21 protein-coding genes are annotated in these 22,112 nt (G+C 66.7%); 8 read left to right on the top strand and 13 right to left on the bottom strand.

Features of this window, described 5'->3' with window-relative positions:
- Positions 1 to 6: 6 nt before the first annotated feature.
- The 4 genes from AC0KUR_RS04450 to AC0KUR_RS04435 all read right to left on the bottom strand — a co-directional run bounded on the left by AC0KUR_RS04450 (position 7) and on the right by AC0KUR_RS04435 (position 5,331).
- Positions 7 to 1,224, bottom strand: a complete 1,218-nt coding sequence (locus AC0KUR_RS04450) for a mandelate racemase/muconate lactonizing enzyme family protein (RefSeq protein ID WP_049028941.1) — start codon at positions 1,222 to 1,224, stop codon at positions 7 to 9.
- On the bottom strand, positions 1,221 to 2,543 hold the full coding sequence (locus AC0KUR_RS04445) for an MFS transporter (RefSeq protein WP_473375432.1): 1,323 nt from the start codon (positions 2,541 to 2,543) through the stop codon (positions 1,221 to 1,223). Before AC0KUR_RS04445 ends, AC0KUR_RS04450 begins: the two co-directional genes overlap by 4 nt.
- Positions 2,544 to 2,652: 109 nt before the next feature.
- Positions 2,653 to 4,077: an aldehyde dehydrogenase gene (gene aldA, locus AC0KUR_RS04440; protein WP_226252021.1), complete on the bottom strand. Its 1,425-nt coding sequence runs from the start codon at positions 4,075 to 4,077 to the stop codon at positions 2,653 to 2,655.
- A 315-nt stretch (positions 4,078 to 4,392) separates the two neighbouring features.
- Positions 4,393 to 5,331 carry a LysR substrate-binding domain-containing protein gene (locus AC0KUR_RS04435; RefSeq protein ID WP_049028939.1) on the bottom strand — a complete coding sequence of 313 codons (939 nt, stop codon included), beginning with the start codon at positions 5,329 to 5,331 and terminating at the stop codon, positions 4,393 to 4,395.
- A gap of 196 nt (positions 5,332 to 5,527) precedes the next feature.
- On the opposite strand from AC0KUR_RS04435, the gene AC0KUR_RS04430 reads away from it, so the two are divergent.
- Complete coding sequence (locus AC0KUR_RS04430) at positions 5,528 to 6,403, top strand: LysR substrate-binding domain-containing protein (RefSeq protein ID WP_473375431.1); 876 nt, start codon at positions 5,528 to 5,530, stop codon at positions 6,401 to 6,403.
- Positions 6,404 to 6,788: 385 nt separating this feature from the next.
- Here the strand turns inward: AC0KUR_RS04430 and AC0KUR_RS04425 are convergent, their stop codons facing one another.
- The 4 genes from AC0KUR_RS04425 to fae all read right to left on the bottom strand — a co-directional run bounded on the left by AC0KUR_RS04425 (position 6,789) and on the right by fae (position 11,344).
- Entirely contained in the window at positions 6,789 to 8,123 is a 1,335-nt protein-coding gene (locus tag AC0KUR_RS04425) for an MFS transporter (RefSeq protein ID WP_473375471.1), read from the bottom strand.
- A gap of 153 nt (positions 8,124 to 8,276) precedes the next feature.
- Complete coding sequence (locus AC0KUR_RS04420) at positions 8,277 to 9,728, bottom strand: NAD-dependent succinate-semialdehyde dehydrogenase (RefSeq protein WP_473375430.1); 1,452 nt, start codon at positions 9,726 to 9,728, stop codon at positions 8,277 to 8,279.
- 22 nt (positions 9,729 to 9,750) lie between these two features.
- Positions 9,751 to 10,773: an aldo/keto reductase gene (locus AC0KUR_RS04415; protein ID WP_049033643.1), complete on the bottom strand. Its 1,023-nt coding sequence runs from the start codon at positions 10,771 to 10,773 to the stop codon at positions 9,751 to 9,753.
- Positions 10,774 to 10,819: 46 nt separating this feature from the next.
- Positions 10,820 to 11,344 (bottom strand): formaldehyde-activating enzyme, encoded by a 525-nt coding sequence (fae, locus tag AC0KUR_RS04410; protein WP_049033642.1) that lies wholly within the window; start codon positions 11,342 to 11,344, stop codon positions 10,820 to 10,822.
- 325 nt (positions 11,345 to 11,669) lie between these two features.
- Between fae and AC0KUR_RS04405 the strand changes: the two genes are divergently transcribed.
- The 3 genes from AC0KUR_RS04405 (at position 11,670) to AC0KUR_RS04395 (ending at position 13,809) form a co-directional block, all read left to right on the top strand.
- A complete protein-coding gene (locus AC0KUR_RS04405; protein ID WP_049033640.1) occupies positions 11,670 to 12,587 on the top strand; it encodes a LysR family transcriptional regulator in 918 nt (305 codons plus the stop codon).
- Between the two features lie 164 nt (positions 12,588 to 12,751).
- Positions 12,752 to 13,102, top strand: a complete 351-nt coding sequence (locus AC0KUR_RS04400; protein ID WP_034188528.1) for a hypothetical protein — start codon at positions 12,752 to 12,754, stop codon at positions 13,100 to 13,102.
- 146 nt (positions 13,103 to 13,248) lie between these two features.
- Positions 13,249 to 13,809 (top strand): hypothetical protein, encoded by a 561-nt coding sequence (locus AC0KUR_RS04395; RefSeq protein ID WP_473375429.1) that lies wholly within the window; start codon positions 13,249 to 13,251, stop codon positions 13,807 to 13,809.
- On the opposite strand, the gene AC0KUR_RS04390 is transcribed toward AC0KUR_RS04395, so the two are convergent.
- Positions 13,810 to 14,685 (bottom strand): LysR family transcriptional regulator, encoded by an 876-nt coding sequence (locus tag AC0KUR_RS04390; RefSeq protein WP_027782171.1) that lies wholly within the window; start codon positions 14,683 to 14,685, stop codon positions 13,810 to 13,812.
- Positions 14,686 to 14,846: 161 nt separating this feature from the next.
- On the opposite strand from AC0KUR_RS04390, the gene AC0KUR_RS04385 reads away from it, so the two are divergent.
- The gene (locus AC0KUR_RS04385) at positions 14,847 to 16,166 is read left to right on the top strand and encodes a DUF3422 family protein (protein ID WP_034188526.1); all 1,320 of its coding nucleotides are present in this window, start codon (positions 14,847 to 14,849) and stop codon (positions 16,164 to 16,166) included.
- A 34-nt stretch (positions 16,167 to 16,200) separates the two neighbouring features.
- Positions 16,201 to 16,404 carry a hypothetical protein gene (locus tag AC0KUR_RS04380; protein WP_069704407.1) on the top strand — a complete coding sequence of 68 codons (204 nt, stop codon included), beginning with the start codon at positions 16,201 to 16,203 and terminating at the stop codon, positions 16,402 to 16,404.
- A 75-nt stretch (positions 16,405 to 16,479) separates the two neighbouring features.
- Here AC0KUR_RS04380 and AC0KUR_RS04375 read toward each other — a convergent pair whose 3' ends face one another.
- The 4 genes from AC0KUR_RS04375 to cynR form a co-directional block, all read right to left on the bottom strand.
- Positions 16,480 to 18,492 (bottom strand): DUF2235 domain-containing protein, encoded by a 2,013-nt coding sequence (locus AC0KUR_RS04375; RefSeq protein WP_473375428.1) that lies wholly within the window; start codon positions 18,490 to 18,492, stop codon positions 16,480 to 16,482.
- Between the two features lie 16 nt (positions 18,493 to 18,508).
- Positions 18,509 to 18,964, bottom strand: a complete 456-nt coding sequence (locus AC0KUR_RS04370) for a DUF3304 domain-containing protein (RefSeq protein ID WP_059560106.1) — start codon at positions 18,962 to 18,964, stop codon at positions 18,509 to 18,511.
- Positions 18,965 to 19,276: 312 nt separating this feature from the next.
- Positions 19,277 to 19,696: a hypothetical protein gene (locus tag AC0KUR_RS04365; protein ID WP_473375427.1), complete on the bottom strand. Its 420-nt coding sequence runs from the start codon at positions 19,694 to 19,696 to the stop codon at positions 19,277 to 19,279.
- Between the two features lie 92 nt (positions 19,697 to 19,788).
- On the bottom strand, positions 19,789 to 20,685 hold the full coding sequence (gene cynR, locus AC0KUR_RS04360) for a transcriptional regulator CynR (protein ID WP_200087237.1): 897 nt from the start codon (positions 20,683 to 20,685) through the stop codon (positions 19,789 to 19,791).
- 113 nt (positions 20,686 to 20,798) lie between these two features.
- Here cynR and AC0KUR_RS04355 point away from each other — a divergent pair, with 113 nt between their 5' ends.
- The gene (locus AC0KUR_RS04355; RefSeq protein ID WP_034188523.1) at positions 20,799 to 21,458 is read left to right on the top strand and encodes a carbonic anhydrase; all 660 of its coding nucleotides are present in this window, start codon (positions 20,799 to 20,801) and stop codon (positions 21,456 to 21,458) included.
- 36 nt (positions 21,459 to 21,494) lie between these two features.
- Complete coding sequence (gene cynS / locus AC0KUR_RS04350) at positions 21,495 to 21,965, top strand: cyanase (RefSeq protein WP_047901820.1); 471 nt, start codon at positions 21,495 to 21,497, stop codon at positions 21,963 to 21,965.
- Positions 21,966 to 22,112 lie beyond the last annotated feature (147 nt).

The raw sequence follows: 22,112 nt of genomic DNA, 5'->3' as shown, positions 1-22,112 counted from the left end.
GTGCGCTCAGCCCTGCGCGGGCGCGAGATCCTTCACGTCGGCGGGTTTTTCGCCCATCTGCAGGTGCAGCCGCTCGCCCGTGTACGGCGCGTGACGGCGCACGACATCCATGTCGAGCTCGATGCCGAGGCCCGGCTCGTTCGACGGGATGATGTAGCCGTCTTCCCAGCGGATCGGCGTCTTCACGACTTCCGAATGGAACCCGCCCCACGTCATGATGCTTTCCTGGATCAGGAAGTTCGGCGTGCAGGTCGCGAGCTGGATGCTCGCGGCGGCCCCCACCGGCCCGTTGTACAGGTGCGGCGCGATCTGGGCGTAGTGCACTTCCGCGAGCGCCGCGATCTTCTTCGCCTCGAGCAGGCCGCCCACGCGCGCGACGTTCGGTTGCAGGATCGATGCGCCGCCGGCCTGCAGCAGCTTGTGGAATTCGTACTTGGTCGTCAGCCGCTCGCCGGCCGCGACCGGAATCGACGTATGCCGCGCGACGTCGGCGATCGCTTCTTCCTGCCCCGGCGGCACGGGCTCCTCGAACCACAGCGGGTCGTACTTCTCGAGCCGCTTCGCGAGCCGGATCGCCGACGACGGCACCATCTGCCCGTGCGTGCCGAACAGCAGGTCGGCCTTGCTGCCGACGGCTTCGCGCACGCGCCGGCAGAACAGTTCGCAGCGGTCGAGTACTTCGAGCGACAGCTGGTGACCCGAGTAGGCCGTGTACGGGCCGGCCGGATCGAACTTGACGGCGGTGAAGCCGAGCTTGACGTTCTCGGCCGCGCATTCGGCCGCGAGATCGGGATCGTCGTAGTCGTATTCGCCCTTCGCGTTCTTCGGATACAGGTACGTGTACGAGCGCAGCCGCTCGTGGATCTTCCCGCCGAGCAGTTCGTAGACGGGCTTGCCGGCCGCCTTGCCGACGATGTCCCAGCACGCCATCTCGAGGCCGCTGACGACGCCCATCATCGTCAGGTCGGGGCGTTGCGTGAAGCCGCTCGAATACGTCTGGCGGAACAGCCGCTCGACGTGGTGCGGATCGTGGTTCAGCAGGTAGCGGTCGAACACGTCGTCGATGATCGGGCCCATCGCCTTCGGGTGGAACGTCGCCGAATAGATCTCGCCGACGCCTTCGATGCCGTCGTCGGTCTTCAGCTTCACGAAGATCCAGTACATCCCGCCGACGTGCGGCGGCGGCACGGCGACGATATGGGTGTCGAGCGAAACGATCTTCATGCGGACTCCTGGATGCGGTTGAGGCGGATTTTGAGGAACGCGGCGGCGCCCGCGCCGCAGAGCGCGATTGCCGCGATATAACCGAAATAGAGCTGGTAGCCGTGCGCGCCGGGCCAGGTCTGCGTCACGTAGCCGTTGATCAGCGGCACGAACACGTCGGGCGAGTAGCCGAGCACCGAGATCAGGCCGATCGCCAGGCCCGCGCAATGCGTCGGCACCTTGCAGTCGTCGAGCAGCGACCAGTACAGGCCGCGGATCGCGTAAGTGAGGATGCCGATGAACAGCACGAGCACGACGAGCATCGCCTGCGGGCTGTGCGCGGGCGCGGCGATCAGCCCGACGAGCGACAGCGCGGCCAGCACCAGCGCCCAGAACAGCACGGACACTTTCGACACACGGTCGCCGAGGAAGCCGCCGCCGATGCCGCCGACGGGGCGCATCCACAGCTTGAGCGTCGTGATGAAGCCGGCCGCCGTCGCGCTGAGACCGAAGTTGCCTTCGTGCAGGTATGCCGAGAAGCTGTAGGTTGCCCAGAACACCTGGTAGCCGCAGAACACGATCGCCGCGACGAGCCACAGCTCGGGAATCGCCGCGAGCGTCCCGAGGTCGCTCAGTACGTTTCCCTTCGCGCGTTTCGTGGTCGCCGCAAGGTTGTCCGTGCGTGCCGGATCCTTCACCAGCACAAGCAGGATGCCGAGCGCGATGCAGAAGAACGCGTACAGGTGCACGACGAGCTTGAAGCCGGACGCGTCGGTGCCGCCGCGTGCTTGCGTGACGTACGCGAACAGCGTGATCGCGATCGTCGCGAGCAGTGCCTCGACGAGCCCGCGGCCGCCGTCGAGCAGCCCGAAGAAGCGGCCCTGTTCGTCGGGGCCCGCGATCATGTTCACGCGCTTGATCACGGCCGCCCAGAACGTGAGGCCGGTGGTCAGCCCCCAGCCGCCGAAGATCAGCACGAGCGTGTCGAACGACGGGCCGGTCGCGTAGACGAGCCCGAGCGCGCCCGTCGCGAGCAGCGAGAAGCAGATCAGCCAGCGCGGCGACAGGCGGTCGGCGAGCCAACCGCTCGGCAGGTAGCTGACGAGGAAGATCGTGCCGAGCGACGAGTACAGGTAGCCCAGCTGCACGTCGTCGATCCGGAAGAACTGCAGCATCGTCGGCTGGTACACCTGCCGCAGATACAGCATCGGGTAGATCGCGCCCGCGGCGATCACGAGCAGCAGCAGTTGCAGGTAGCGTTGCGCACGGGCGTGCCGCGGCGCGTGTGCGTCGTCGTGCAACGCGAGCGACGCGGCGGGCGTCGACGGTTGGGTCGGCATGATGTCTTCCTCCATCAGACTTCCTGTTCCAGGCGGTCTGCAGATTGGTCTTGTATTGATTCGGATCGGGGGCGCCGCGCGCCGGAAACGGTGCGACGTCGTCGTCGCGTCAGTACTTCATGACGACGAGGCGCGTCTGCGTGAATTCGAGCATCCCGTGCTTGCCGTCGTCGCCGCCGAGGCCCGAGCGTTTCCAGCCGGCGTGGAAGCCCTGGTACGGATCGGCCGGCGTGCGGTTCACGTACAGCTCGCCCGCCTCGATCGCGTTCGCGACGGTCATCGCGGTGCGGTAGCTCTCGGTGTAGAGCACCGACGACAGCCCGAACTGGTGGTCGTTCGCGAAGCCGATGGCCTCGTCGATCGTCCGGTAGCGCAGCACGGGCATGATCGGGCCGAAGGTTTCCTCCTGCACGATCTCCATGTCCTGCCGGCAGTTCGTCAGCAGCGTCGCCGGGTAGAAGAAGCCGCGGCCTTCGGGGATCGCACCGCCGGTTTCGCGTGTCGCGCCCGCCGCGATCGCGCGTTCGACCATCCCGTGGATGTGCGTGCGCGCCGAGGCGCTGACGAGCGGGCCCATCCGCGTGGCATCTTCCGCGCGGTCGCCGCTGCGTACCGCGCTCATCTTGTCCTTCAGCAGTGCGACGAAGCGGTCATGCACGCTGTCGTGCACATACACGCGCTCGATTGCCGTGCAGAGCTGGCCGCAGTGGGTCGTCTTCGACGCGACGAGCGCGGCGGCCGCGCGTTCGAGGTCGGCGTCGGGCGCGATGATCGCGGGCGTCTTGCCGCCGAGTTCCAGCGACGGCTTCGCGATGTTCGCCTTGCAGTAGTCGAGTACCTTGCGGCCCGCGTTCACGCTGCCGGTCAGCGTGATCATGCCGACCGCCGGGTGCGTGCACAGCGCTTCGGCCGTCGCGTGGTCCATCGTCAGGACGTTGACGACGCCCGGCGGGAAGCCCGCGTCGTCGGCGGCCTTCGCGATCTCGAACGCGGACACCGGCGTGTGGTTGCTCGGTCGCACCACCACGGTGTTGCCGGCGATCAGCGCGGGCGCGACCTTGCGCAGCAGCGTGTAGACCGGATAGTTGAACGGGATCAGGCAGGCGACGACGCCGATCGGCTCGCGCTGCAGGAACAGGTTCTCGTCGGGCGTGTCGCTCGGGATGATCTCGCCTTCGATCCGGCGCGCCCACTCGGCGTGGTAGCGCGTGATCTGGCCCGCGTAGACGGCTTCGTTCGACGCGTCCTCGACGCTCTTGCCGGATTCCTGCGCAAGCGCCGCGCCGATGTCGGGCGCGCGCGCGGTCAGCGCGTCGGCGAAGCGGTGCAGGCAGGCCGCGCGCTCGGTGCTCGGCAGCTTGCGCCACGCCTTCTGCGCGGCGGCCGCGGCATCCACCGCGACGAGCACGTCGGCCGGCGTGGCGGCCGGCACGCGCGCGAACGGCGCCTCGGTGGCGGGATTGTGGACGACGAAAAACGCGTCGCTTTGCGGGGTGACGAAACGGCCGTTCACGTAGTTGCGTTCGGTGCGCATGAAGTGACTCCTCCGATGAATGCAGGCGGGTCGCTTCGGGTGGCGACACGCGCGGCGCGGGATAGAAGCCATTCTGTTCATGCGTTTAGCGCACGACAAACGACTTATTTTCGCGTCGAGCATGAGAAAAACGCACGTTACTCGGTGAATCGACCGGATTCGCCCGTCCGGCAAGGCTGCCGCGGCGGCGGTGGGACGGGCGCGGGAGGCGGCCCTGTTGCATTTTCCGACGGGTCCGAGTGCGGACCCGCGCGGGAGGCGGTATGGTGTCGCCCGCGGCCGACGGCCGACGCTGGCGCGGAGGCGGTGCGCAGGTCAGCCCAGCGGCACCTGCGGCAGCGGCGACGACGGTTCGAGGTGGCGTTTCGCGAGCCAGACTTCCTGCTGGAGCCAGTCGCGGAACTGGACGATGTGGGGGAGGTTCGTCTGCTCGGGCCGCGTGACGAACCAGTACGACTGGTGGCCGTCGACATGCACGTTGAGCACCTGCATCAGTTGCCCGGCGGCGAGCTCGCGCGCGACCATGTGGCGGTCGGCGATCGTGATCCCGAGACCGTCGATCGCCGCGCGGATCGCATGGTCGAGCAGGTCGAATTCGTAGCCGCCGCGCGTGTCGACGTCGGCGATGCCGGCGGCCTTCAGCCAGTGCTGCCACGTCAGGTAGCGCTGGTCGTCGGTCGCGAGCACGTGCAGCAGCGTGAAGCGGTTCAGGTCGATCGGCGCGCCGTCCTGTCGCAGCCGCGCGTACAGCGCGGGCGCGCAGACGGCGATATGCTGCTCCTGCATCAGCAGCGCGTTGTCGAAGCCGTCCCACTCGCCGTCGCCGAACCGGATCGCGCAGTCGAGCACGCGCGATTCGCCGAGGCTGTCGTGGATGCGGGTCGTCAGGCTCAGTTCGAATTCGGGATGCGCGTCGCGAAGCCGGCCGAGGCGCGGCATCAGCCAGCGCGCGGCGAAGGTCGGCGGCACGTTCGCGCGCAGGCGGTTCAGGTGGGTCTTTTCCTGCAGGCTGCGCACGGTGAGCTCGATCTTGTCGAACGATTGCTGCAGCGCGCGCAGCAGTACACGGCCGGCCGCCGTCAGTTCGAGCTGGTGATGGCGGCGCTCGAGCAGCGTTTCGCCGAGCTGGCCTTCGAGCTGGCGGACCTGGCGGCTCACCGCGCTCTGCGTCACGTTGAGCAGTTCGGCCGCACGCGTGAAGCTGCCGGTGCGGCCGGCCATCTCGAAGGCTTTCAGCGCATTCAGCGCCGGCATCTTGCGTCTCACGGGGCGGTGTCGTGTTTGGTGCGGGATGCTTATTGTAGGCGGGAGACCGAGCGCGCGGGGGCGACGACTGAAGCGATGAGGGATGCCGGGCCTCCGGGTTTGCACGGCATGACGGCCGCCGATACGGCGAACGATACAAACGATACAAACGATACGAATGATACGAACGAAGGGGACACACATCATGCGACGCCTGCCATCGTTGATCGCGCTGCGATTTTTCGAGGAGACCGCGCGTCACCTGAGCTTCAATCGCGCGGCGGTTTCGCTGTGCGTGACGCAAGGCGCGGTGAGCCGGCAGATCCGGCTGCTCGAGGAAGCGCTCGGCGCGCGGCTGTTCGAGCGCGATCACAAGGGCGTGCGCCTGACCGACGCGGGCCGGCGGTTGCTGCCGTTCGTCGGGCAGGCGTTCGACACGATCGAGCGGGGCGTCGGCGAAGTCGCCGCCGCGCGGCCGGGCGCGAAGCGGCGCCTGACGGTGTCGCTGCCGCCGACGTTTGCAACGCAGTGGTTTTCGCCGCGCCTCGGCGCGCTCGCGGAAGCATTGCCTGACGTCGAGCTGTCGATCCGCACCGAGTCGGCCGACGATTGCCATTGCCACATCCGCTTCGGGCGCACGGCGCGCGCCGGAATGCAATCCGAACTGCTGATGATGGAGCGGCATGCGCTCGTCGGCGCCCCGCGTTATCGCGGCGACGCGCTCGACGTGCTGCTCGGCCGGCTGCCGTCGCTGCATGTGCTGCACGAGGGCAAGCGTCTCGCGCTATGGGCCGACTGGTGCGAGCAGGCGGGCATGCCGGTCACGCGGATCGGCGACGGTATCGAGTTTTCCACGCTCGAACAGGCGATTCGCGCGGCGCGCAAGGGCGCGGGGCTCGCGGTGGTCGACCTGAACATGATCGAGGAGGAGATCGGCGAGGGCAGCCTCGTTCGGTTGTCGCCGGTGCAACCGATCGGGCCGTTCGGATACTGGCTCGATGTCGAGCCGGAGAGCGTCGCGCTCGAGCATGTGGTTGCGTTTGCCGCGTGGTTGCGACAGCAGGCGGGGAAGCGGGGGTAGGCGTGACGATGTCGGTACCGAGGCGCGGCTGATCCGTTCGTGGAGGCCGGTCGGTTCGGTCCGTCCCCGCCTTGCCGTGCAGGGGTTTCGGTATCTGTGAACGATCGTTACCGGGAACGGGGCGGCGGCGCGATCGTTACCCGTTCGCGCCGCGCGGTTTCGTTTCGTCGCGGCGGTTACGAATCCGGGGGCACCCCGAAGTGCGTCAGCGTTTGTCGGCGCGCCAGGGCTTCTGCCTGGGCATCCGTGAAGATCGGCAACTGGCACTTCGCGGGATCGATGCGCCCCATGTTGAAGACGGCGCGTCGACGCGGGGCGACACGCGATCGTGCGCAGCCCGGCGGACGGACCGTCGGGCCGAGTCGCGGCCGTGCGTTTTCCGCCGTCAGTGCCCCGACGCCTCCTCCAGCGTCAGATGCTTCGTCTCGGGCGCCCAAGCGATCGACACGATCATCCCGACGAGCAGCACGCCCGCCAGCGCGAACATCGTCGCGTGAAACCCGAGCGTCGCGATGCCGACCGGCAGCAGGAACGTGCCGATCGCCGAGCCGAGCCGGCTGCACGCGATCGCGAGGCCGACGCCGCTTGCGCGCACTTCGGTCGGGAAGCACTCGGGCGGGAACACGCCGACGAGGTTGCTGAACGCCGACATCGTCAGCGTGAACACCGCGAACGCGACGATCATCGCCAGCGCCGCCGACGACGGCAGCATCGCGAGCGCGGCGAGCGACGCACACGTCACCGCGAACGAGCCGATCAGGAAGCCGCGCCGCGACAGCCGGATCGTCAGCCAGATGCCGATCAGCGCGCCCAGCACGAGGAAGCCGTTCAGCAGCAGGTCCGCGCCGAAGCCCTCGGCGAGGCCGATCGTCTTCAGGATCGTCGGCAGGAACGTGTAGATCGCGAAGTACGGAATCACGAGGCACACGAAGAACGCGCAGTTGAAGACGGTCCGGCGGATCAGGTCGTGCTGGAACAGTCGCGCAAAACCCGTATTCGCATGCGGTTCGGCCGAGCCGTCGAGCATCACGTGCGGCCCGAAGTGCTTCGCGACGATCGCACGCGCTTCCCGCTCGCGGCCCTTGCCGAGCAGCCAGCGCGGCGATTCGGGTGTGCCGATGCGCAGCACCAGCACGATCAGCGCGGGCAAGGCGGCCGACGCGAGCAGCCAGCGCCATGCGTCCGGCGTGACGTCGCTGTAGGCGAGGCCAAGCACGTTCGCGGCTACATAACCGATCGTCCAGATCACGCTGAACGAACCGAGCAGCGCACCCCGATGCTTGCGCGGCGAGAATTCGGCGAGGATCGCGTGGCCGACCGTGAAGTCGCCGCCCATCCCGAAGCCGATCAGCACGCGCAACACGCACAGTTCGAGCGGCGAGCTGACGAAGCACTGCGCGAACGCGGCCGCCGTGATGATCACGAAGCTCGTCAGGAAGATCTTCTGCCGGCCCATGCGGTCGGACAGCCAGCCGAACACGAGGCTGCCGAAGAAGATGCCGATCAGCGCCGAACAGCCGATCATTCCCATCCAGAACGCGTCGATCGGCATCTGCCTGCCGAGCGCGGCGAGTGCGTAGCCGATCGTGCCGAGCGTGTAGCCCTCGGTAAAATGCGCGCCGAACGTCAGGCCGGCGATCTTCACGTGGAAACGGTTGAGCGGTACGTCGTCGAGCGCGACGGTGCGGCGCGGCGCATCGGCGCCGCGTGACGGCGGCAGCGCGCGTGCGGTGCCGGATTGAACGTGGGCTTGGGTCAAGCTGCCTCCGGAATTGTCATGCGTGAGGCGCGCGGGCGCCGGACGCGCCGCGCGAGTCGTGCGAAACGCCGCGCGGCCGGGCGGCGCGCGGCGCGGATCGACCGCCGGGCGCGGTCAGCGGCCGAGGCCGGCCATCAGCGTGTACTTGAGTTCCACGTATTCGTCGAGGCCGTACTTCGAGCCTTCGCGGCCGAGCCCGGATTGCTTGACGCCGCCGAACGGTGCGACTTCGGTCGAGATGATCCCGTCGTTGACGCCGACCATTCCGCTTTCCAGCGCGCCCGATACACGCCATGCGCGGCCGAGGTCGCGCGTGTAGAAATACGCGGAGAGCCCGAACGGCGTGTCGTTGGCCGCGGCGACGGCTTCGTCCTCGGTCGCGAAGCGGAAGCAGCCCGCGACGGGGCCGAAGGTTTCTTCTTCGGCGATCAGCATGTCCGGCGTCATGCCGGTCAGTACGGTCGGCTCGTAGAACGTGCCGCCGAGCGCGTGACGCTTGCCGCCGGCGAGCACATGCGCGCCTTTCGCGGTCGCATCGGCCACGTGCCGCTCGACCTTGCCGAGCGCCGCTTCGTTGATCAGCGGCCCCTGGTCGACTTCACCGGCGAGCGCATTGCCGACGCGCAGCTTGCGCACGGCGTCCGCCAGCTTGCGCGTGAATGCGTCGTACACGCCGTCCTGCACGAGGAAGCGGTTGACGCATACGCAGGTTTGCCCCGTATTGCGGAACTTCGACGCGATCGCGCCGACGACTGCCGCGTCGAGATCGGCATCGTCGAACACGATGAACGGCGCGTTGCCGCCGAGTTCGAGCGACAGCTTCTTCAGCGTGTCGGCCGACTGCTTCGCGAGCAGCTTGCCGACGCCCGTCGAGCCGGTGAACGACAGCTTGCGCACGACGGACGAACTCGTCAGCGTCTCGCCGATGGCGACCGCATCGCCCGACACGACGTTGAACACGCCGGCCGGCACGCCCGCGCGTTCGGCGAGCACCGCGAGCGCGAACGCGGACAGCGGCGTTTCCTCGGACGGCTTCAGCACCATCGTGCAGCCGGCGGCGAGCGCGGGGCCGGCCTTGCGCGTGATCATCGCGAGCGGGAAATTCCAAGGCGTGATCGCCGCGACGACGCCGACGGGTTCGCGCGTGACGACGATCTGCGAATCCGGCTTCGGGCTCGGGATCACGTCGCCGTACATGCGCTTCGCTTCTTCCGCGAACCATTCGAGAAAGCTCGCCGCATAGGCCACTTCGCCGCGTGCTTCCGCGAGCGGCTTGCCCTGTTCGCGCGTCAGCAATTCGGCGAGCGCGTCGCGGTGTTCGAGCATCAGCTCGCCCCAGCGCTTCACGCGGGCTCCGCGTTCCTTCGCGGTCAGTGCGCGCCACGCGGGAAACGCGTGCGAAGCCGCATCGATCGCGCGCTGCGTGTCGTCGGCGCCGCCTTTCGCGACCTTCGCGATCGTCTCGCCGGTCGCCGGGTTCAGCACCGGATAGGTTGCGTCGCTCGCGCCGTGCGGTTCATGCCATTCGCCGCCGATGTAGTGGCCGGTCCTCAGAAATTCGTTCATCGTGTGTCGTTCCCTCAGTGCTTCAGTCTGCCGCGAAACTGCCCTGCGCCGGGCGCGCTTCGCGCGCAATGCGCTTGCCGGCCGTGTAGTCGTTGATCAAGTCGCACGGCGTGTAGTTGCGCTCCAGTTCGTGCAGCTCGTCTTCGGTGAGCTGCGTTTCGAGCGCGCCGAGTGCCGTGTCGAATTGCGCGACGGAATCCGCACCGACCAGCATGCTCGCGACGCCCGGGCGACTCAGCACCCAGGCCTGCGCGATCTGCGCGGGCGGTACGCCGCGCCGCTTCGCGACCTTCGCGACAGACGCGGCGATCGCGAGCGACGACACATCGCCGTACATCTGCCCGGTGAAGAAGTCGGTCTGGTTGCGCGTCGATTGCGGCTCGCAGGTGAGCAGGCCGCGCGCGAGCGGGCTGAACACCGACACGCCGACGCCCTGGTCGATGCAGTACGGCACCATCTCGCGCTCTTCCTCGCGATACGCGAGGTTGAGCTGCAGCTGCATGTTGATCGGCTTTTCCCAGCCGTTTCGTTCGCATGCCTGCATGATCTTCGCGAACTGCCACGTGTACATCGTCGATACGCCGATGTAGCGCGCCTTGCCCGCGCGCACGATGTCGTGCAGCGTGCTCATCGTTTCCTCGACGGGCGTGTTCACGTCGAAGAAATGCAGCATGAAGATGTCGACGTAATCCATCCCGAGGCGCTTGAGCGAGCCGTCGATGCCGTCGAGCACGTGCTTGCGCGAATGGCCGCCCGCGTTCGGATAGCTGCCCATGTCGTAGCCGACCTTGGTCGTCACGACGAGCTCTTCACGGCGCGCGTTGCGCTTCAGGATGCGGCCGACGACTTCCTCGCCGACCCCCGTCGAGTAAAAGTCCGCGAGATCGACGAAGTTGACGCCGGCGTCGAGCGCGCGGCGCACGATCGGCTCGCTCTGCGCCTCGTCGAAGATCCACGGCTTCCACTCGGGCGTGCCCATGTTCATCGTGCCGAGACACAGGCGGGACACCTTCAGGCCGGACTGGCCGAGGCGGACGTATTCCATGCTTCCTCCTGGAGCGGCCTCGCCGGCCGCATGTTGTCTGGGTCCGTCAGTTCTTTTTCGGCGTGTAGAACGGGTTCGACACGTCGCGCGCGGCGGCGAACACGGCATCGCGATGCGGCAGCCCTTCCATCGCGGCGACGATCGCGTTGCGGCACGCGCGGTAGTTGTTCTCGAACACCGCGTCGAGGTCGTCGGCCCGCGGGTTGACCCAGTTCGCCGACACGACGACCCAGTCGTTCTCCGCTTCCGGCGGCAGCGTGCCGTTCTCGAGCGCTTCGGCGACGGCCTTCGCGATGCCCGCCTGCGACGCGCCCCACGTGGCATTGCCGTGGAAGTCGTTGGCGATCTGCGCCTTGTTCACGTACAGCGTGAGCGGCTTGGTCGGCACGCCCGGCTGAGCGATCACGACGAACGGCGCGTGCCCGGCCGACGGCGTCGCGAGCGCGGTCGCGAACGCCTGCCCGGCCGGGCCGTTGCGCGGGCCGACCAGCACGTTGATGTGCGCGAGGTTGACGCCGGGGCCTTCGAAGCCTTCGCCGATGTAGAGCGGCCTGGATTGGGATGCGGTCATTGCGATGTCTCGTCGATGAAGTTGGTGTGAGGCGATTGTGGTGGGCCGCGACGCGGCCGGTGAATCGATGTTTTCTGATCGAGGTATGAGTTTTCGTCGTCTCCGGGAATGCCCTGGGCCCGGTGCGCAAACGCCCGCCGGGCGGCCCGCGGCCGCCATCGTGACGGCAGGCGCGACGGGGTTGGCGGGTGGGCGTTCGCGTACCGGCTCCGGGTTTGTCATACCCGGGCGGGGGTTGGAGGGCCGGACGCGTCTGGACAACAATCGGCGTACTCCAAGCCCTATCTTTCGTCGTCCCTTCCATTTTCGAAAGCGAGTAATTTCGATGGCTGCCATTCAGAAGCCCGATTGGTCGAAGCTCAGTTCCCTCGATCCGGAGCTGATCCGCGCATTCGTCGCGGTCGTCGAAAGCGGCGGCTTCACCGCGGCGGCGCGGCAACTGCATCGCACGCAGTCGACGATCAGCCTGCGTATCCGCACGCTCGAGGAGCGGCTCGACACGCATCTGTTCATGCGCAACAGCCGGCGGCTCGAACTGTCGCGCGACGGCGAGAACTTCCTGATCCACGCACGGCGGATCATCCAGGTGCAGAACGATGCGATCCTCGCGCTGAAGCAGGCGAGCAGCGACCGAGGCGTCGTGCGCTTCGGACTGCCGGAGGACTACGCGGAGCTGTGGCTGCCCGACCTGCTGAAGTCGTTCTATGCGATGCGGCCGGGGGCGCGTCTGCACGTGCATTGCCGCACGTCGCTCGAGTTGCTCGACCGGCTGCAGGCCGGAGAACTCGACGTCGCGCTCGTCGTGCGGCATGGGCCGAATGCGGGCGGGCGGCTGCTCGGCCGTCACGACGTCGTGTGGGCCGCGCATCGGGACTTTGCACTCGGCCCGCGGGCGTCGGTGCCGCTCGCGCTGTTTCCCGAGACGTGCTGTTACCGGCAGCGCGGGCTGCAGGCGCTGGCGAGCGCCGAGCGGCCGTGTCATGTCGTCTATACGAGCCAGAGCCCGACCGGCATCAAGATCGCGGTGAACCATGGCGCGGCCGTGACGATGATCGATCGCTGCACGCTGCCCGAGAACTGGCGCGTGCTCGGCGAGGCGGACGGATTCCCGCCGCTGCCGGCGGCCGATCTCGAACTGCATCGCTCGCCCGGCATCTGCGATCCGCTGACCGACGATCTCGTGTCGCTGATCGAATCGATGGTCGACGAACGACGGCGCGCGTCGCTCGAGGCGTTTGCATAGCGCAGCGGTCGCGCGGCAGGGGAGGCGTGGGGTCGAATCGGTACGGCGCGCTGCGCTCTGCATGCCGTTTTTTGCGTCGCCGCGGCATTTTTTTGCACGACGTTTATGCCGTCTCTTCTAAGCTGGGGACATGTCGAACAGCCGGGACGGCTCCCGTCCGCTCCATGACCTTCATCCATCCCTTTCCCGCCTTCGATGTCGCCGGCCGCCAAATGCGCGCCGGCACCCGCACCCGCGTCATTCCGTTGCCGCCGCCGCGCCCGCGCCTGCAGTTGCCCGTCACGCTGACAGCCGATTCCGGCGAGCACGCGCGCGAGCGGCTCGCGGCGCTGCTGCATTCGCCGCTCGGCGTGTATGTCGTCCGCGCCCGCGCGGTGCGCGACGTGATCCACGTTCATTTCGAGATCGCGCCGGAAGACCTGGACTTCACGCTGCACATGCTGATCGCGCAGCAGGCCGATGCGGTGATCGGGCCCGTCGCGCGCCGGTTGCATGTCGGGCCGCGGGCCCGGTGACGCGGGGAACGGTTGTTGCTCGTACACAGACGGTTCGTTTGCTCCGCCGCCGGATCGCCGGTCGCCATGGCTGTCCATCGGCCGGCGGCGCCGGAGGTTCGCGCGCCGCGTCGTGCGCGGCGCTACCCCCTGAATACGGAGTGACCATGTACATCCCGGAAGAAGTGCGTGTCGCGCGGCCGGCAAGCCGCCGCGCGCGGACGGCATCGCTGCCGTCAGGGCAGCAACTCGCGCGTCAGCTGCTGACGACGGTACGCGTGGCCGAAGTGCTGCTGCATCAAGCGATCGTCCTACCGCCCCGGCATCAGTGGTCGGTCGACACCGAACGGGTCGACGCGATCGGCGGCCCGCTCGCGGCGTGGGAGACCTGCGTGATCTGGCGGATCGGCAAGGTATTCGGCGCGACGGTCAGCCCGGCCGCGCGCGTCAACGATCCCGCACAGGTGGCGGTCGAGATCCGGCTTTATCTGCCTGAGCAGGCGTATGTGGCCGGGCAGCGCGTGAGCGTCTTCGGGCGTCGTCACGGCCATCGGTTCGGTGCGACGCTGTCGGTCGCATCGGGCGCGCAGTGGGGCGGGCGGCGCTCCGAGCACGTGGCGCCGGAACACCGGTACGTGTGCGGCGACACGCTCGAAGCGCTCGTCGATGCGGTCGCCGCGCATGTCAACGCGGCGCTGGGCGCGGCAGGGTTCGGCGCGACGCGCTGATCACGCGTCGCCGGTCTGCCCGGTCTGGCGCTGCAGGTCTTCCATCAGTTGTTCCGCGAGAAAGTCGCACGGCGGCCGCTTCGATTTCGTGCTGCGCGCGAGGATCAGTTCGAGCGGCGGCAGGTCCGGCAAGCCGTGCGAGCGGCCGAGCATCGACAGTTGCGCGGGAATCGCGCAGCGCGCGAGCGGCGCGACCGCGAGGCCGGCCTCGACCATGCTGAGCAGCCCGAGCAGGCTCGGGCTTTCATACGACGTGCGGTACGGCACCTTCGCGCGTTCGAGGCTGCGGATCGCGTTCTCGCGCGCGACGCTGCCCGGCATGAACACCGCGATCGGCAACGGCCGTTCTTCCCATACGCGCGGCCCGTTCGTCATCGCGGCCCACGCCATCGGCTCGTGGCGGATGAAGTCGCCGGTCAGCCCCTTGATGCGCGTGCCGCACACGAGATCCACGGTGCCTTCCTTGATCAGCGGCGCGAGCGCACTGCTCGGCAGCCCCATCACCTGGATCTCGACCTTCGGGTAGGTCGCCGAAAATTTCTTCAGGACCGACGGCAGCAGCGACGACGCGTAGTCGTCCGGCACGCCGATCACGACCTTGCCGGTCACTTCCGGGCGCACCACGGCCGCCCACGCCTCGTCGCGCAGCGCCAGCATTCGTCTGGCGAATCCCAGCAGCACCTCGCCCTCGCGCGTCAGCACGATGCTGCGCGGCTTGCGCACGAACAGCGGCCGGCCGATCGCGTCCTCCAGGCTCTTGATCTGCATGCTCACGGCAGACTGCGAGCGGTTCACGGCCTCGGCCGCGCGGGTCATGTTGCCGGTCTCCGCGACGGCGACGACGGTGGCCAGCACGTCGTGATCGAGCATCTTCATCGGTATCAGGAAAACTGAACGTAACGATCAACATTATGCGTTTTTATTGTTGATGTGTGTCTGCCATAGTGCGATCACGCTGGCGTCCTGCCCACGGGCGGCGCGGCATTCAGGCCGGTCGACCCGGTGTGCAGCACTGAACGAGGAAGCGTGGTGTATCGATGATCGACCATCCGTTGCGCGCCGCGCTGGCCGCCGAATTGCATGCCAGGCCGTTCCTGCGGCTCGCCGAAGCCGTGTCGCTCACGCACTACGCGATCTACGCGGACGGCCAGCCCGATATCCACGAAACGCTGCTGCACGCGCTGTGCCGCGACACCGGCATTGCCGCGCCGCACGAAGGCGCGACGCACCACGCGGTGCAGTCGCCGTGCGGCTGGCACCTGAAGTGGGAGCGTCACACCGAATTCTCGACTTTCACGTTCGTCGCGCCGCGTCGCGACACCGGCTACTTCGACGATCTCGCGATCGAAGGCATTCCGGCCGCGTGGTTCGCGCGGCTGGCCGGCATCCGTTTCGTCGCGGTGAGGATGGAACTGCTGTCGGGCGACGCCGCGCGCCGCGTGTGCGGCGACCTGCGGCGCTGGATCGACGGGCCCGCGCTCGTCGGCAGCAATGTGCTCGGCGGCGGCAAGGTGTTCTGCGACTGGCACGTGCGCGACGACGGTTTCATGCGTTTTCTCGTCATCGACGAGGATTTCCGCGAGGAGCAGGGCGGCCGCCTGCTGCAGCGCCTGTATGAAATCGAAACGTACCGGATGATGGCCTTGCTCGCGTTGCCTGTCGCGCGCCGGATGAGCCGCGAGCTCGACGAGATCCACGCGGCGCTGCATGCGTTGATGCAGCGGATGGACGCGAGCGGCGCCGACGGCGACGACACGGCGCTGCTCGTCAAGCTCACGCATCTCGCGGTGCGGGTCGAGTCGCTGGCGGGGGCCGGCGCACGCTTCAGTGCGTCGCGCGCGTACGAAAAGCTCGTGCTGGCGCGCATTCAGGAACTGCGCGAAGAGCGGATCGAAGGGATGCCGACGATCGCCGAATTCATGGAGCGGCGCTTCGCGCCGGCGATGGAAACGTGCCGCAGCGTATGGGCGCGCCACGAGCAGATCGCCGCGCGGATCGCCCGCGCGGTCGACCTGCTGCGCACGCGCGTGAACCTCGCGCAGGAAAAGGACGTGACACGCCTGCTGGCCGGGATGGAGCGCACCGCGCGCAACCAGCTTCATCTGCAGCATGCGGTCGAAGGTCTGTCGGTGGCGGCTATTTCGTACTACGTGCTGTCGCTCGCGACGGCGGCGTTCAAGGCGCTGCACGTGATGAACCTGCCGGTCGATCCGGAGCTGGCGGAAGGCCTGCTGATCGCACCGGTCGTGTTCGCGGTGATCCACATCACGCGGCGCACACGCGCGCAGCTTGCACGGTCGGAAGCTGCGCATGACGGTGCGCCCGTGCAGGTGACGGCGTTGAAGCGCGTCGGTTAGCCGATCAAGAACACAATCAAGGAAAGGAGTGGAGATGACTTTTTGGCAGAATCAAGCGGGGTTTTACAGCGGTTTCGATGCAGCGTTCGACGAGCCGGCATCGGACGATGTCGGTGTGCCGGAAGCGGCGCGCGTGACGTCGTATCAGGCCGTGCTGCAGGAACCGATGACGTCGCTCGTCGGGAATACGCTCGATCGGCCGGAGGTCGCGGCGGTGGCGATTCTCGGGTACAACTGACGCGGGGTTGAGCGTATGAGCCCTCCGGCTGCCTATGCGCCGGGGGGATTTGGCGGTTGGTGCGGCCTGAGCCGCTCAGTCGCCGGAGAGATCGCCGATCGAAGCGCCGTGAGGAATCTGGCCGGACGTGACTTGCCGGACGTATTCGTTCTGGGCGTCCTTGATGTTCTTGGAGATGTTGCCGAGGACTTTCTTGATGTAGTCTTTGGCGGCGTCGGTCTGGCGCGCCATCCAGCCCTTCTCTTCGATTTCGCGAAGTTGCATGAATACGCCGTCGCCAAGCGACACGTTGTTGAGCCGCGTAATCGTGTTATGCACGAAGTTGTCGAAGAACGCGATCACTTCCGGCGTCAGCTTTGGCGGATGTACCCATGCGGTGGCCAGTGCGCGCACCATTTTGTCCGAGATGTCGTCGACCGTCCGGCGTTCGCCGAAGGTCGACTGCGGAACCTTGGAATTCGGATCCTGGCCCTTGTAGTACCAGTCCCGACCTTCGTAGTCCGGCAAGCCGCCGCCACTCGTGAAGATAGCGTTGTAGACGTCGGCATCGATGGTGTTGATGAAAAGATTGCTGCCGCTGCTGGAGTGGCCCGTGCGATCGTGAACAGAGCGTGCCCACGACACGAACAGCTTCTGATGTTCGAGGAAGTGTTTCTCGAGCGGACCGTTTGTTTTCGGCAGCATCGCGGTGTACGCACCGAACAGATCGTTGACGTTGAGATCCTTGCCGTTGACATTGACAGTCTTGCGATACTCGAATTCGCGTGCCGCCAATGGGGATATCGTGCGCAGCTTGGCAAGTGGCAGCAGCGGCACACCCGCGGACCATGCACGATCGAGCATGTTTCTTGCGGAGACACGTGCCAGCTCGGAGGATTTTTGATCCTCGCCGTCCAGGAAGCCACCTCCGACGTCCGACTGACTGCCTGGATAGACGATCTCCAGCAGGTTCGCGTGGTCCGGCGATTTTCGCGGTGAATCCAGGTTCTTGTAGAAGCGCAGCTCCGTTGCGGCGACGTGATGGACAATCGATTTGAATTCCTTCTGGATGTCGAATTGCCCGAGCGACTGCTTGGACAGGGCGAGGAAGAAACTCAGCCCCTTGATGCTGATGCTGGCGGCCTTGCCTTCGCCGGGGACGACGCCAAGTACAGGCGCGACGACTTTCGTGAAGATCGAATCCGCATAGGACGTCGATACGCAATCAAACAGCCCCATGAAATCGAACTGGACCTCGATGCCGGCGTAAGTGATCTTGCCGTCCTTTTGCTTGCAGGTCTTTCCAATCAATTCGTTTGCGAATTTCCGGCCGATGACGCCGCCGCGGTCATATCCGAAAATCGCCACACGAATGCGCTTGATTTCGCGCGGATCGGCTGAGGTGGCGTGTGCGACGTTATTCTTGAAATCCGCAATAGCCTTGTTCACCCGTGCATCAAATCCCGTACCCATATAACCTGCAGCGAATTCACTGTCCCGGACAACTGGAATGGAGTCTGCCGCGATGGTCGTGGCGGCGGGTAGCAGGGCACCAGCCACTTTTCCCGGCGTCACTGATTCCTTGATCTGATTTCTCGCGGTCTCTCCCGCATGCTCCAGCCCGTCGAGGACCGACGATGTGCCTCGTGACAACAATCCTTTGTCGGCAGGCGAGTCGCGAAACCGCTGGGCGATGTCGGCGGCGATCTTCTTGCCAGGATCCTTGATCACTTTGGCGTCGGCTTCCTTGAGCAAGGCGGCTTCGGAATCGGTCAGGACTTTCTTGATCGCACCGACCGTTTGCCCCGACAAGTCCCGGCCCATGCCTTCGTAATACATCTTGTAGATGCCGAACTCATCGCTGCTGTCAGCGTGCGCGTTGAAGAGACGCGCGATATTCGACAAACGATCAGTGTCGGCCAGGCTCTGTGCGAAACCGTCGAAGAAGAAGCTCTGATAAATTTCCTGATTGCAACGAAAACACGGGCTGGGCGGCTCGGCCGGAAGTTGCGCGCTGACGCTCGCGGCGCGTGTGGCCCGCGATGCAGCCGATGCCGATTCGGACTGGCTTTTTGAGGCGCCTTGTGCGGCGATGGTTTCGTCCGACATGTTTCCCCCCGCTGGACTAGTTGGTGGCGCGCATGCGCGGCATCGTCGGATATTCGACCCACTGCGCTTCGATCCTGCGCTCAGGCAGGAAATGGAACTCGATATAGCCGTCGCGCTTGTTCGGTAGCTTCGGAACGGCGACATCCGTCTCGTAGATTTCCGGCGACAGGTTCTTGGCGTCCTCCTCCGGGGTCAGGTCGTACGTGATCTTGAGGTGCCAGGTCTTCTTGTTGCGCGGCACCTCCATGCAACAGACGGTGCCGCCGCCCCCGCCGAATTGGCGGGCGTGCACGCTGCCTGCGCCGAAGCCATCCACGACGAAGTTGTAGACACCTCGCTCGGTGTAGTTGAAACCCACGACGCGATAAGGGCCGTAGCTTGTGGTCTGTGCATGCACCCACCATGCGCCGCTCAACAGCAGCGCCGCGATGACGATGGGGTTGCGAATGAGGCGGCGAAGCAAAGTCAGCATGTCGATGTTCCTGTCATTCAGTTCGTCGCGGACGACGCATTGCTCGTTGTATTCGGGTTACGCGGATCGGTTGGAGCTGCCGCCCATCGAGCGTCGATCCTGCGGTGCGCGCGCAGATTGCCCGCCCCAAACCCGTCGATCCTGAAACGATAGATACTCCGATCGGTGAAGTTGTCCCCGATGATGCGATACGGTCCGTCGCTCCCCGCATGTGCCAACGCAGTCCGCAAACCGCCAGCGGCTACCGCGCCCGCTTCGACGGCCCGCCGCATCCTATACGTCAATTCGTGCACCATCCTCATCTCCCGTCGCTCAACCCGCGTCAGGCGACGCATCGGCCGCTGCTGCTTCGGCATCCCGCGACTCGCCGGCATATCCGGCGAGCGGATGCGTATCGAGCAACGCAGCCCAAACGTCCGCATCGACATCCGCGAGCGTTGACGACATTGGCGGAGGCGCTGCTCCGCGCGCGGCGATTTTCTCGGCGATCGCCGGATGCGCATCGAACGCCGGATGCACGTTCATCCCGATCAGCGCGAAATACGCGTGATCGTTCTCATTCACGAGCCCATGCCGGCTCCGCGCTCGCGCGACCAGATCCTTCACGTAGCGAATGCCCCAGCGGTCCGGCACCGCGGACATCGGCGGCAGAAATTCGTCACGCAACCGGAAATACAGCGTCTCCGCAAATCCCTCGTGCGCGAGTGCATCGTACTGCGCCTCCGTGAACACGATTGGCGTCGCGGCGGCGGCGGGTAGCGCCGCCCCGACGCGTCACACGCGATCGGCCCGCCGGCCGCCGGCGACCGCGCGCGGCGGCCATGCTACCGCGTGCGGTTGGTCGGCCCCGCCCCCAGCGCGAGCGCCAGCTCGACGAACGCGCGCGCGGCCGCGCTCCGGTACGCGCCCTTGCGCTGCAGCAGCACGGCCGTGCGCCGCAGGACGGCCGGATCGAGCGCGACGGCGACGAGATCGTCATGCCCCGTCGCGATCGTCGCGGGCAGCAGCGTTGCGAGGTTCGTGCGGCGCACGATCTCGATCACCGCACCCAGCGAATTCGCCTCCATCAGCACGCGCGGCTGCACATCGTGCTCGCGGAAATAGCGGTCGATCTGCACGCGTGTCGCGAACTCCGCGGTGAGCAACACGAGCGACGCGTCGTGCAGCGCGCGCTGGCCGGCCTTGCGTTTTCCCGCGAGTGCATGCCGACGGCTCACGACGAGCGCGAGCGTTTCGACCAGCAGTGCCTCTACTGCGATATCCGCCGACTGCACGTCCTCGAATGCGATGCCGACGTCGAGCTCGTCGTCGACGAGCAGCGTCTCGATACGCTCCTGCGACAGCTCGCGCACCGACAGCGTCACGTCCGGATAGCGGCCGTGGAACGCCTCGACGAGCGGCCCGACGAGATAGCTCGTGAAGGTCGGCGTGACCGCGATCCGCAGCGAACCGCGGCTGAGATCCTGCACGTCGTGAATCGCGCGCCGGCCTTCAGCGAGATCGTGCAGCGCCTGCCGTGCGTAGCGGAAATACACGTCGCCGGCATCGGTCAGCCGCGTGACGCGCCCGGTGCGGTCGAACAGTTGCGCGCCGAGCGTCTCCTCGAGCTGGCGGATCTGCTGCGACAGCGCGGGCTGCGACACGTGCAGCGCGGCGGCCGCGCGCGTGAAGCTGCGGTGCTCGGCGACGGCCAGGAAGTAGTTGATATGGCGCAGCAGCATGGCGATTCCTATAAGGCGTACTTATCCGATTGATCATAAATCAGTCTTTTACGTTATTGGAAGCGCGGCGTAACCTGCCCTTCATCGATTCCACCTGCACCGGAGAACACGCGATGAAGGACATCATCGAAGGCTTCCTGAAGTTCCAGCGCGACGCGTATCCGGAACGCGCCGCGCTGTTCCGCGATCTCGCGCGCAGCCAGCACCCGCGTGCGCTGTTCATCTCGTGCTCGGACAGCCGGCTCGTGCCGGAGCTCGTCACGCAGCGCGAACCGGGCGACCTGTTCGTGATCCGCAACGCCGGCAACATCGTGCCGTCGTACGGCCCCGAGCCGGGCGGCGTGTCGGCGTCGGTCGAATATGCGGTCGCCGCGCTGCGCGTGACCGACGTCGTGATCTGCGGTCATTCGGATTGCGGCGCGATGACCGCGATCGCGACCTGTCAGTGCATGGACCACATGCCGGCCGTCGGCCACTGGCTGCGCTATGCCGATTCTGCGCGCGTCGTGAACGAGGCGCGCCCGCACCGCAGCGAACGCGAGCGGATCGACTCGATGGTGCGCGAGAACGTCGTCGCGCAACTCGCCAACCTGAAGACGCACCCCGCCGTGCGGCTCGCGCTCGAAGAAGGACGTCTCGCGCTGCACGGCTGGGTCTACGACATCGAATCGGGCTGTATCGACGCCTACGACGGCGCGGCCGGCCGGTTCGTGTCCCTCGCGGACCACCCCGGTGTCCGCGCGACTCCCGCGACGCTTGCCGCCGCGGCCTGAATCCGGATTGCTCCCACCCCACCACGAGGAATTGCCATGATCCAGTCCCAACACAGCCAGACTGCCCGCCACGCGCTTGCGGAAACCGTCGTGCTCGCGAAAGCGCGTAAGAACCTGTCGTTCGCCCAGCTCACCGAAGGCACGGGGCTGAGCGAAGCGTTCGTCACCGCCGCGCTGCTCGGCCAGCATGCGCTGCCGGCCGATGCGGCGCGCGTCGTTGCCGACAAGCTCGGCCTCGACGACGATGCGGTACTGCTGCTGCAGACGATCCCGCTGCGCGGCAGCATCGACGATCGCGTGCCGACCGACCCGACGATCTACCGTTTCTACGAAATGTTGCAGGTGTACGGCACGACGCTGAAGGCGCTCGTCCACGAGAAGTTCGGCGACGGCATCATCAGCGCGATCAACTTCCGGCTCGACGTGAAGAAGGTCGACGATCCCGAAGGCGGTTCGCGTGCGGTGATCACGCTCGACGGCAAGTACCTGCCGACCAAGCCGTTCTGACGTTTGCGCGGCGCGGCGGCAGCGGTGCCGCATGCGCCCGACGTGCGCCGGCCGCCGAGGGTGCAGCGGACGCGCGAGCGGCACCGCACGGCCGCCCGAAAGGCGGCGTTCTCGGTGGCGTGAGCGTGTGGCGGCGCGCTATAGTCA

The organism is Burkholderia sp. YHN3-13, from assembly GCF_055810675.1.
This window is presented reverse-complemented; position numbering and strand designations above follow the sequence as displayed.

Bases quoted from the DNA above. Each gene is read 5' to 3' on its own strand.
- AC0KUR_RS04450 (WP_049028941.1), bottom strand. From the start codon at position 1,224: ATGAAGATCGTTTCGCTCGACACCCATATCGTCGCCGTGCCGCCGCCG.
- AC0KUR_RS04445 (WP_473375432.1), bottom strand. From the start codon at position 2,543: ATGCCGACCCAACCGTCGACGCCCGCCGCGTCGCTCGCGTTGCACGAC.
- aldA (WP_226252021.1), bottom strand. From the start codon at position 4,077: ATGCGCACCGAACGCAACTACGTGAACGGCCGTTTCGTCACCCCGCAA.
- AC0KUR_RS04435 (WP_049028939.1), bottom strand. From the start codon at position 5,331: ATGCCGGCGCTGAATGCGCTGAAAGCCTTCGAGATGGCCGGCCGCACC.
- AC0KUR_RS04430 (WP_473375431.1), top strand. From the start codon at position 5,528: ATGCGACGCCTGCCATCGTTGATCGCGCTGCGATTTTTCGAGGAGACC.
- AC0KUR_RS04420 (WP_473375430.1), bottom strand. From the start codon at position 9,728: ATGAACGAATTTCTGAGGACCGGCCACTACATCGGCGGCGAATGGCAT.
- AC0KUR_RS04415 (WP_049033643.1), bottom strand. From the start codon at position 10,773: ATGGAATACGTCCGCCTCGGCCAGTCCGGCCTGAAGGTGTCCCGCCTG.
- fae (WP_049033642.1), bottom strand. From the start codon at position 11,344: ATGACCGCATCCCAATCCAGGCCGCTCTACATCGGCGAAGGCTTCGAA.
- AC0KUR_RS04405 (WP_049033640.1), top strand. From the start codon at position 11,670: ATGGCTGCCATTCAGAAGCCCGATTGGTCGAAGCTCAGTTCCCTCGAT.
- AC0KUR_RS04400 (WP_034188528.1), top strand. From the start codon at position 12,752: ATGACCTTCATCCATCCCTTTCCCGCCTTCGATGTCGCCGGCCGCCAA.
- AC0KUR_RS04395 (WP_473375429.1), top strand. From the start codon at position 13,249: ATGTACATCCCGGAAGAAGTGCGTGTCGCGCGGCCGGCAAGCCGCCGC.
- AC0KUR_RS04390 (WP_027782171.1), bottom strand. From the start codon at position 14,685: ATGAAGATGCTCGATCACGACGTGCTGGCCACCGTCGTCGCCGTCGCG.
- AC0KUR_RS04385 (WP_034188526.1), top strand. From the start codon at position 14,847: ATGATCGACCATCCGTTGCGCGCCGCGCTGGCCGCCGAATTGCATGCC.
- AC0KUR_RS04380 (WP_069704407.1), top strand. From the start codon at position 16,201: ATGACTTTTTGGCAGAATCAAGCGGGGTTTTACAGCGGTTTCGATGCA.
- AC0KUR_RS04375 (WP_473375428.1), bottom strand. From the start codon at position 18,492: ATGTCGGACGAAACCATCGCCGCACAAGGCGCCTCAAAAAGCCAGTCC.
- AC0KUR_RS04370 (WP_059560106.1), bottom strand. From the start codon at position 18,964: ATGCTGACTTTGCTTCGCCGCCTCATTCGCAACCCCATCGTCATCGCG.
- cynR (WP_200087237.1), bottom strand. From the start codon at position 20,685: ATGCTGCTGCGCCATATCAACTACTTCCTGGCCGTCGCCGAGCACCGC.
- AC0KUR_RS04355 (WP_034188523.1), top strand. From the start codon at position 20,799: ATGAAGGACATCATCGAAGGCTTCCTGAAGTTCCAGCGCGACGCGTAT.
- cynS (WP_047901820.1), top strand. From the start codon at position 21,495: ATGATCCAGTCCCAACACAGCCAGACTGCCCGCCACGCGCTTGCGGAA.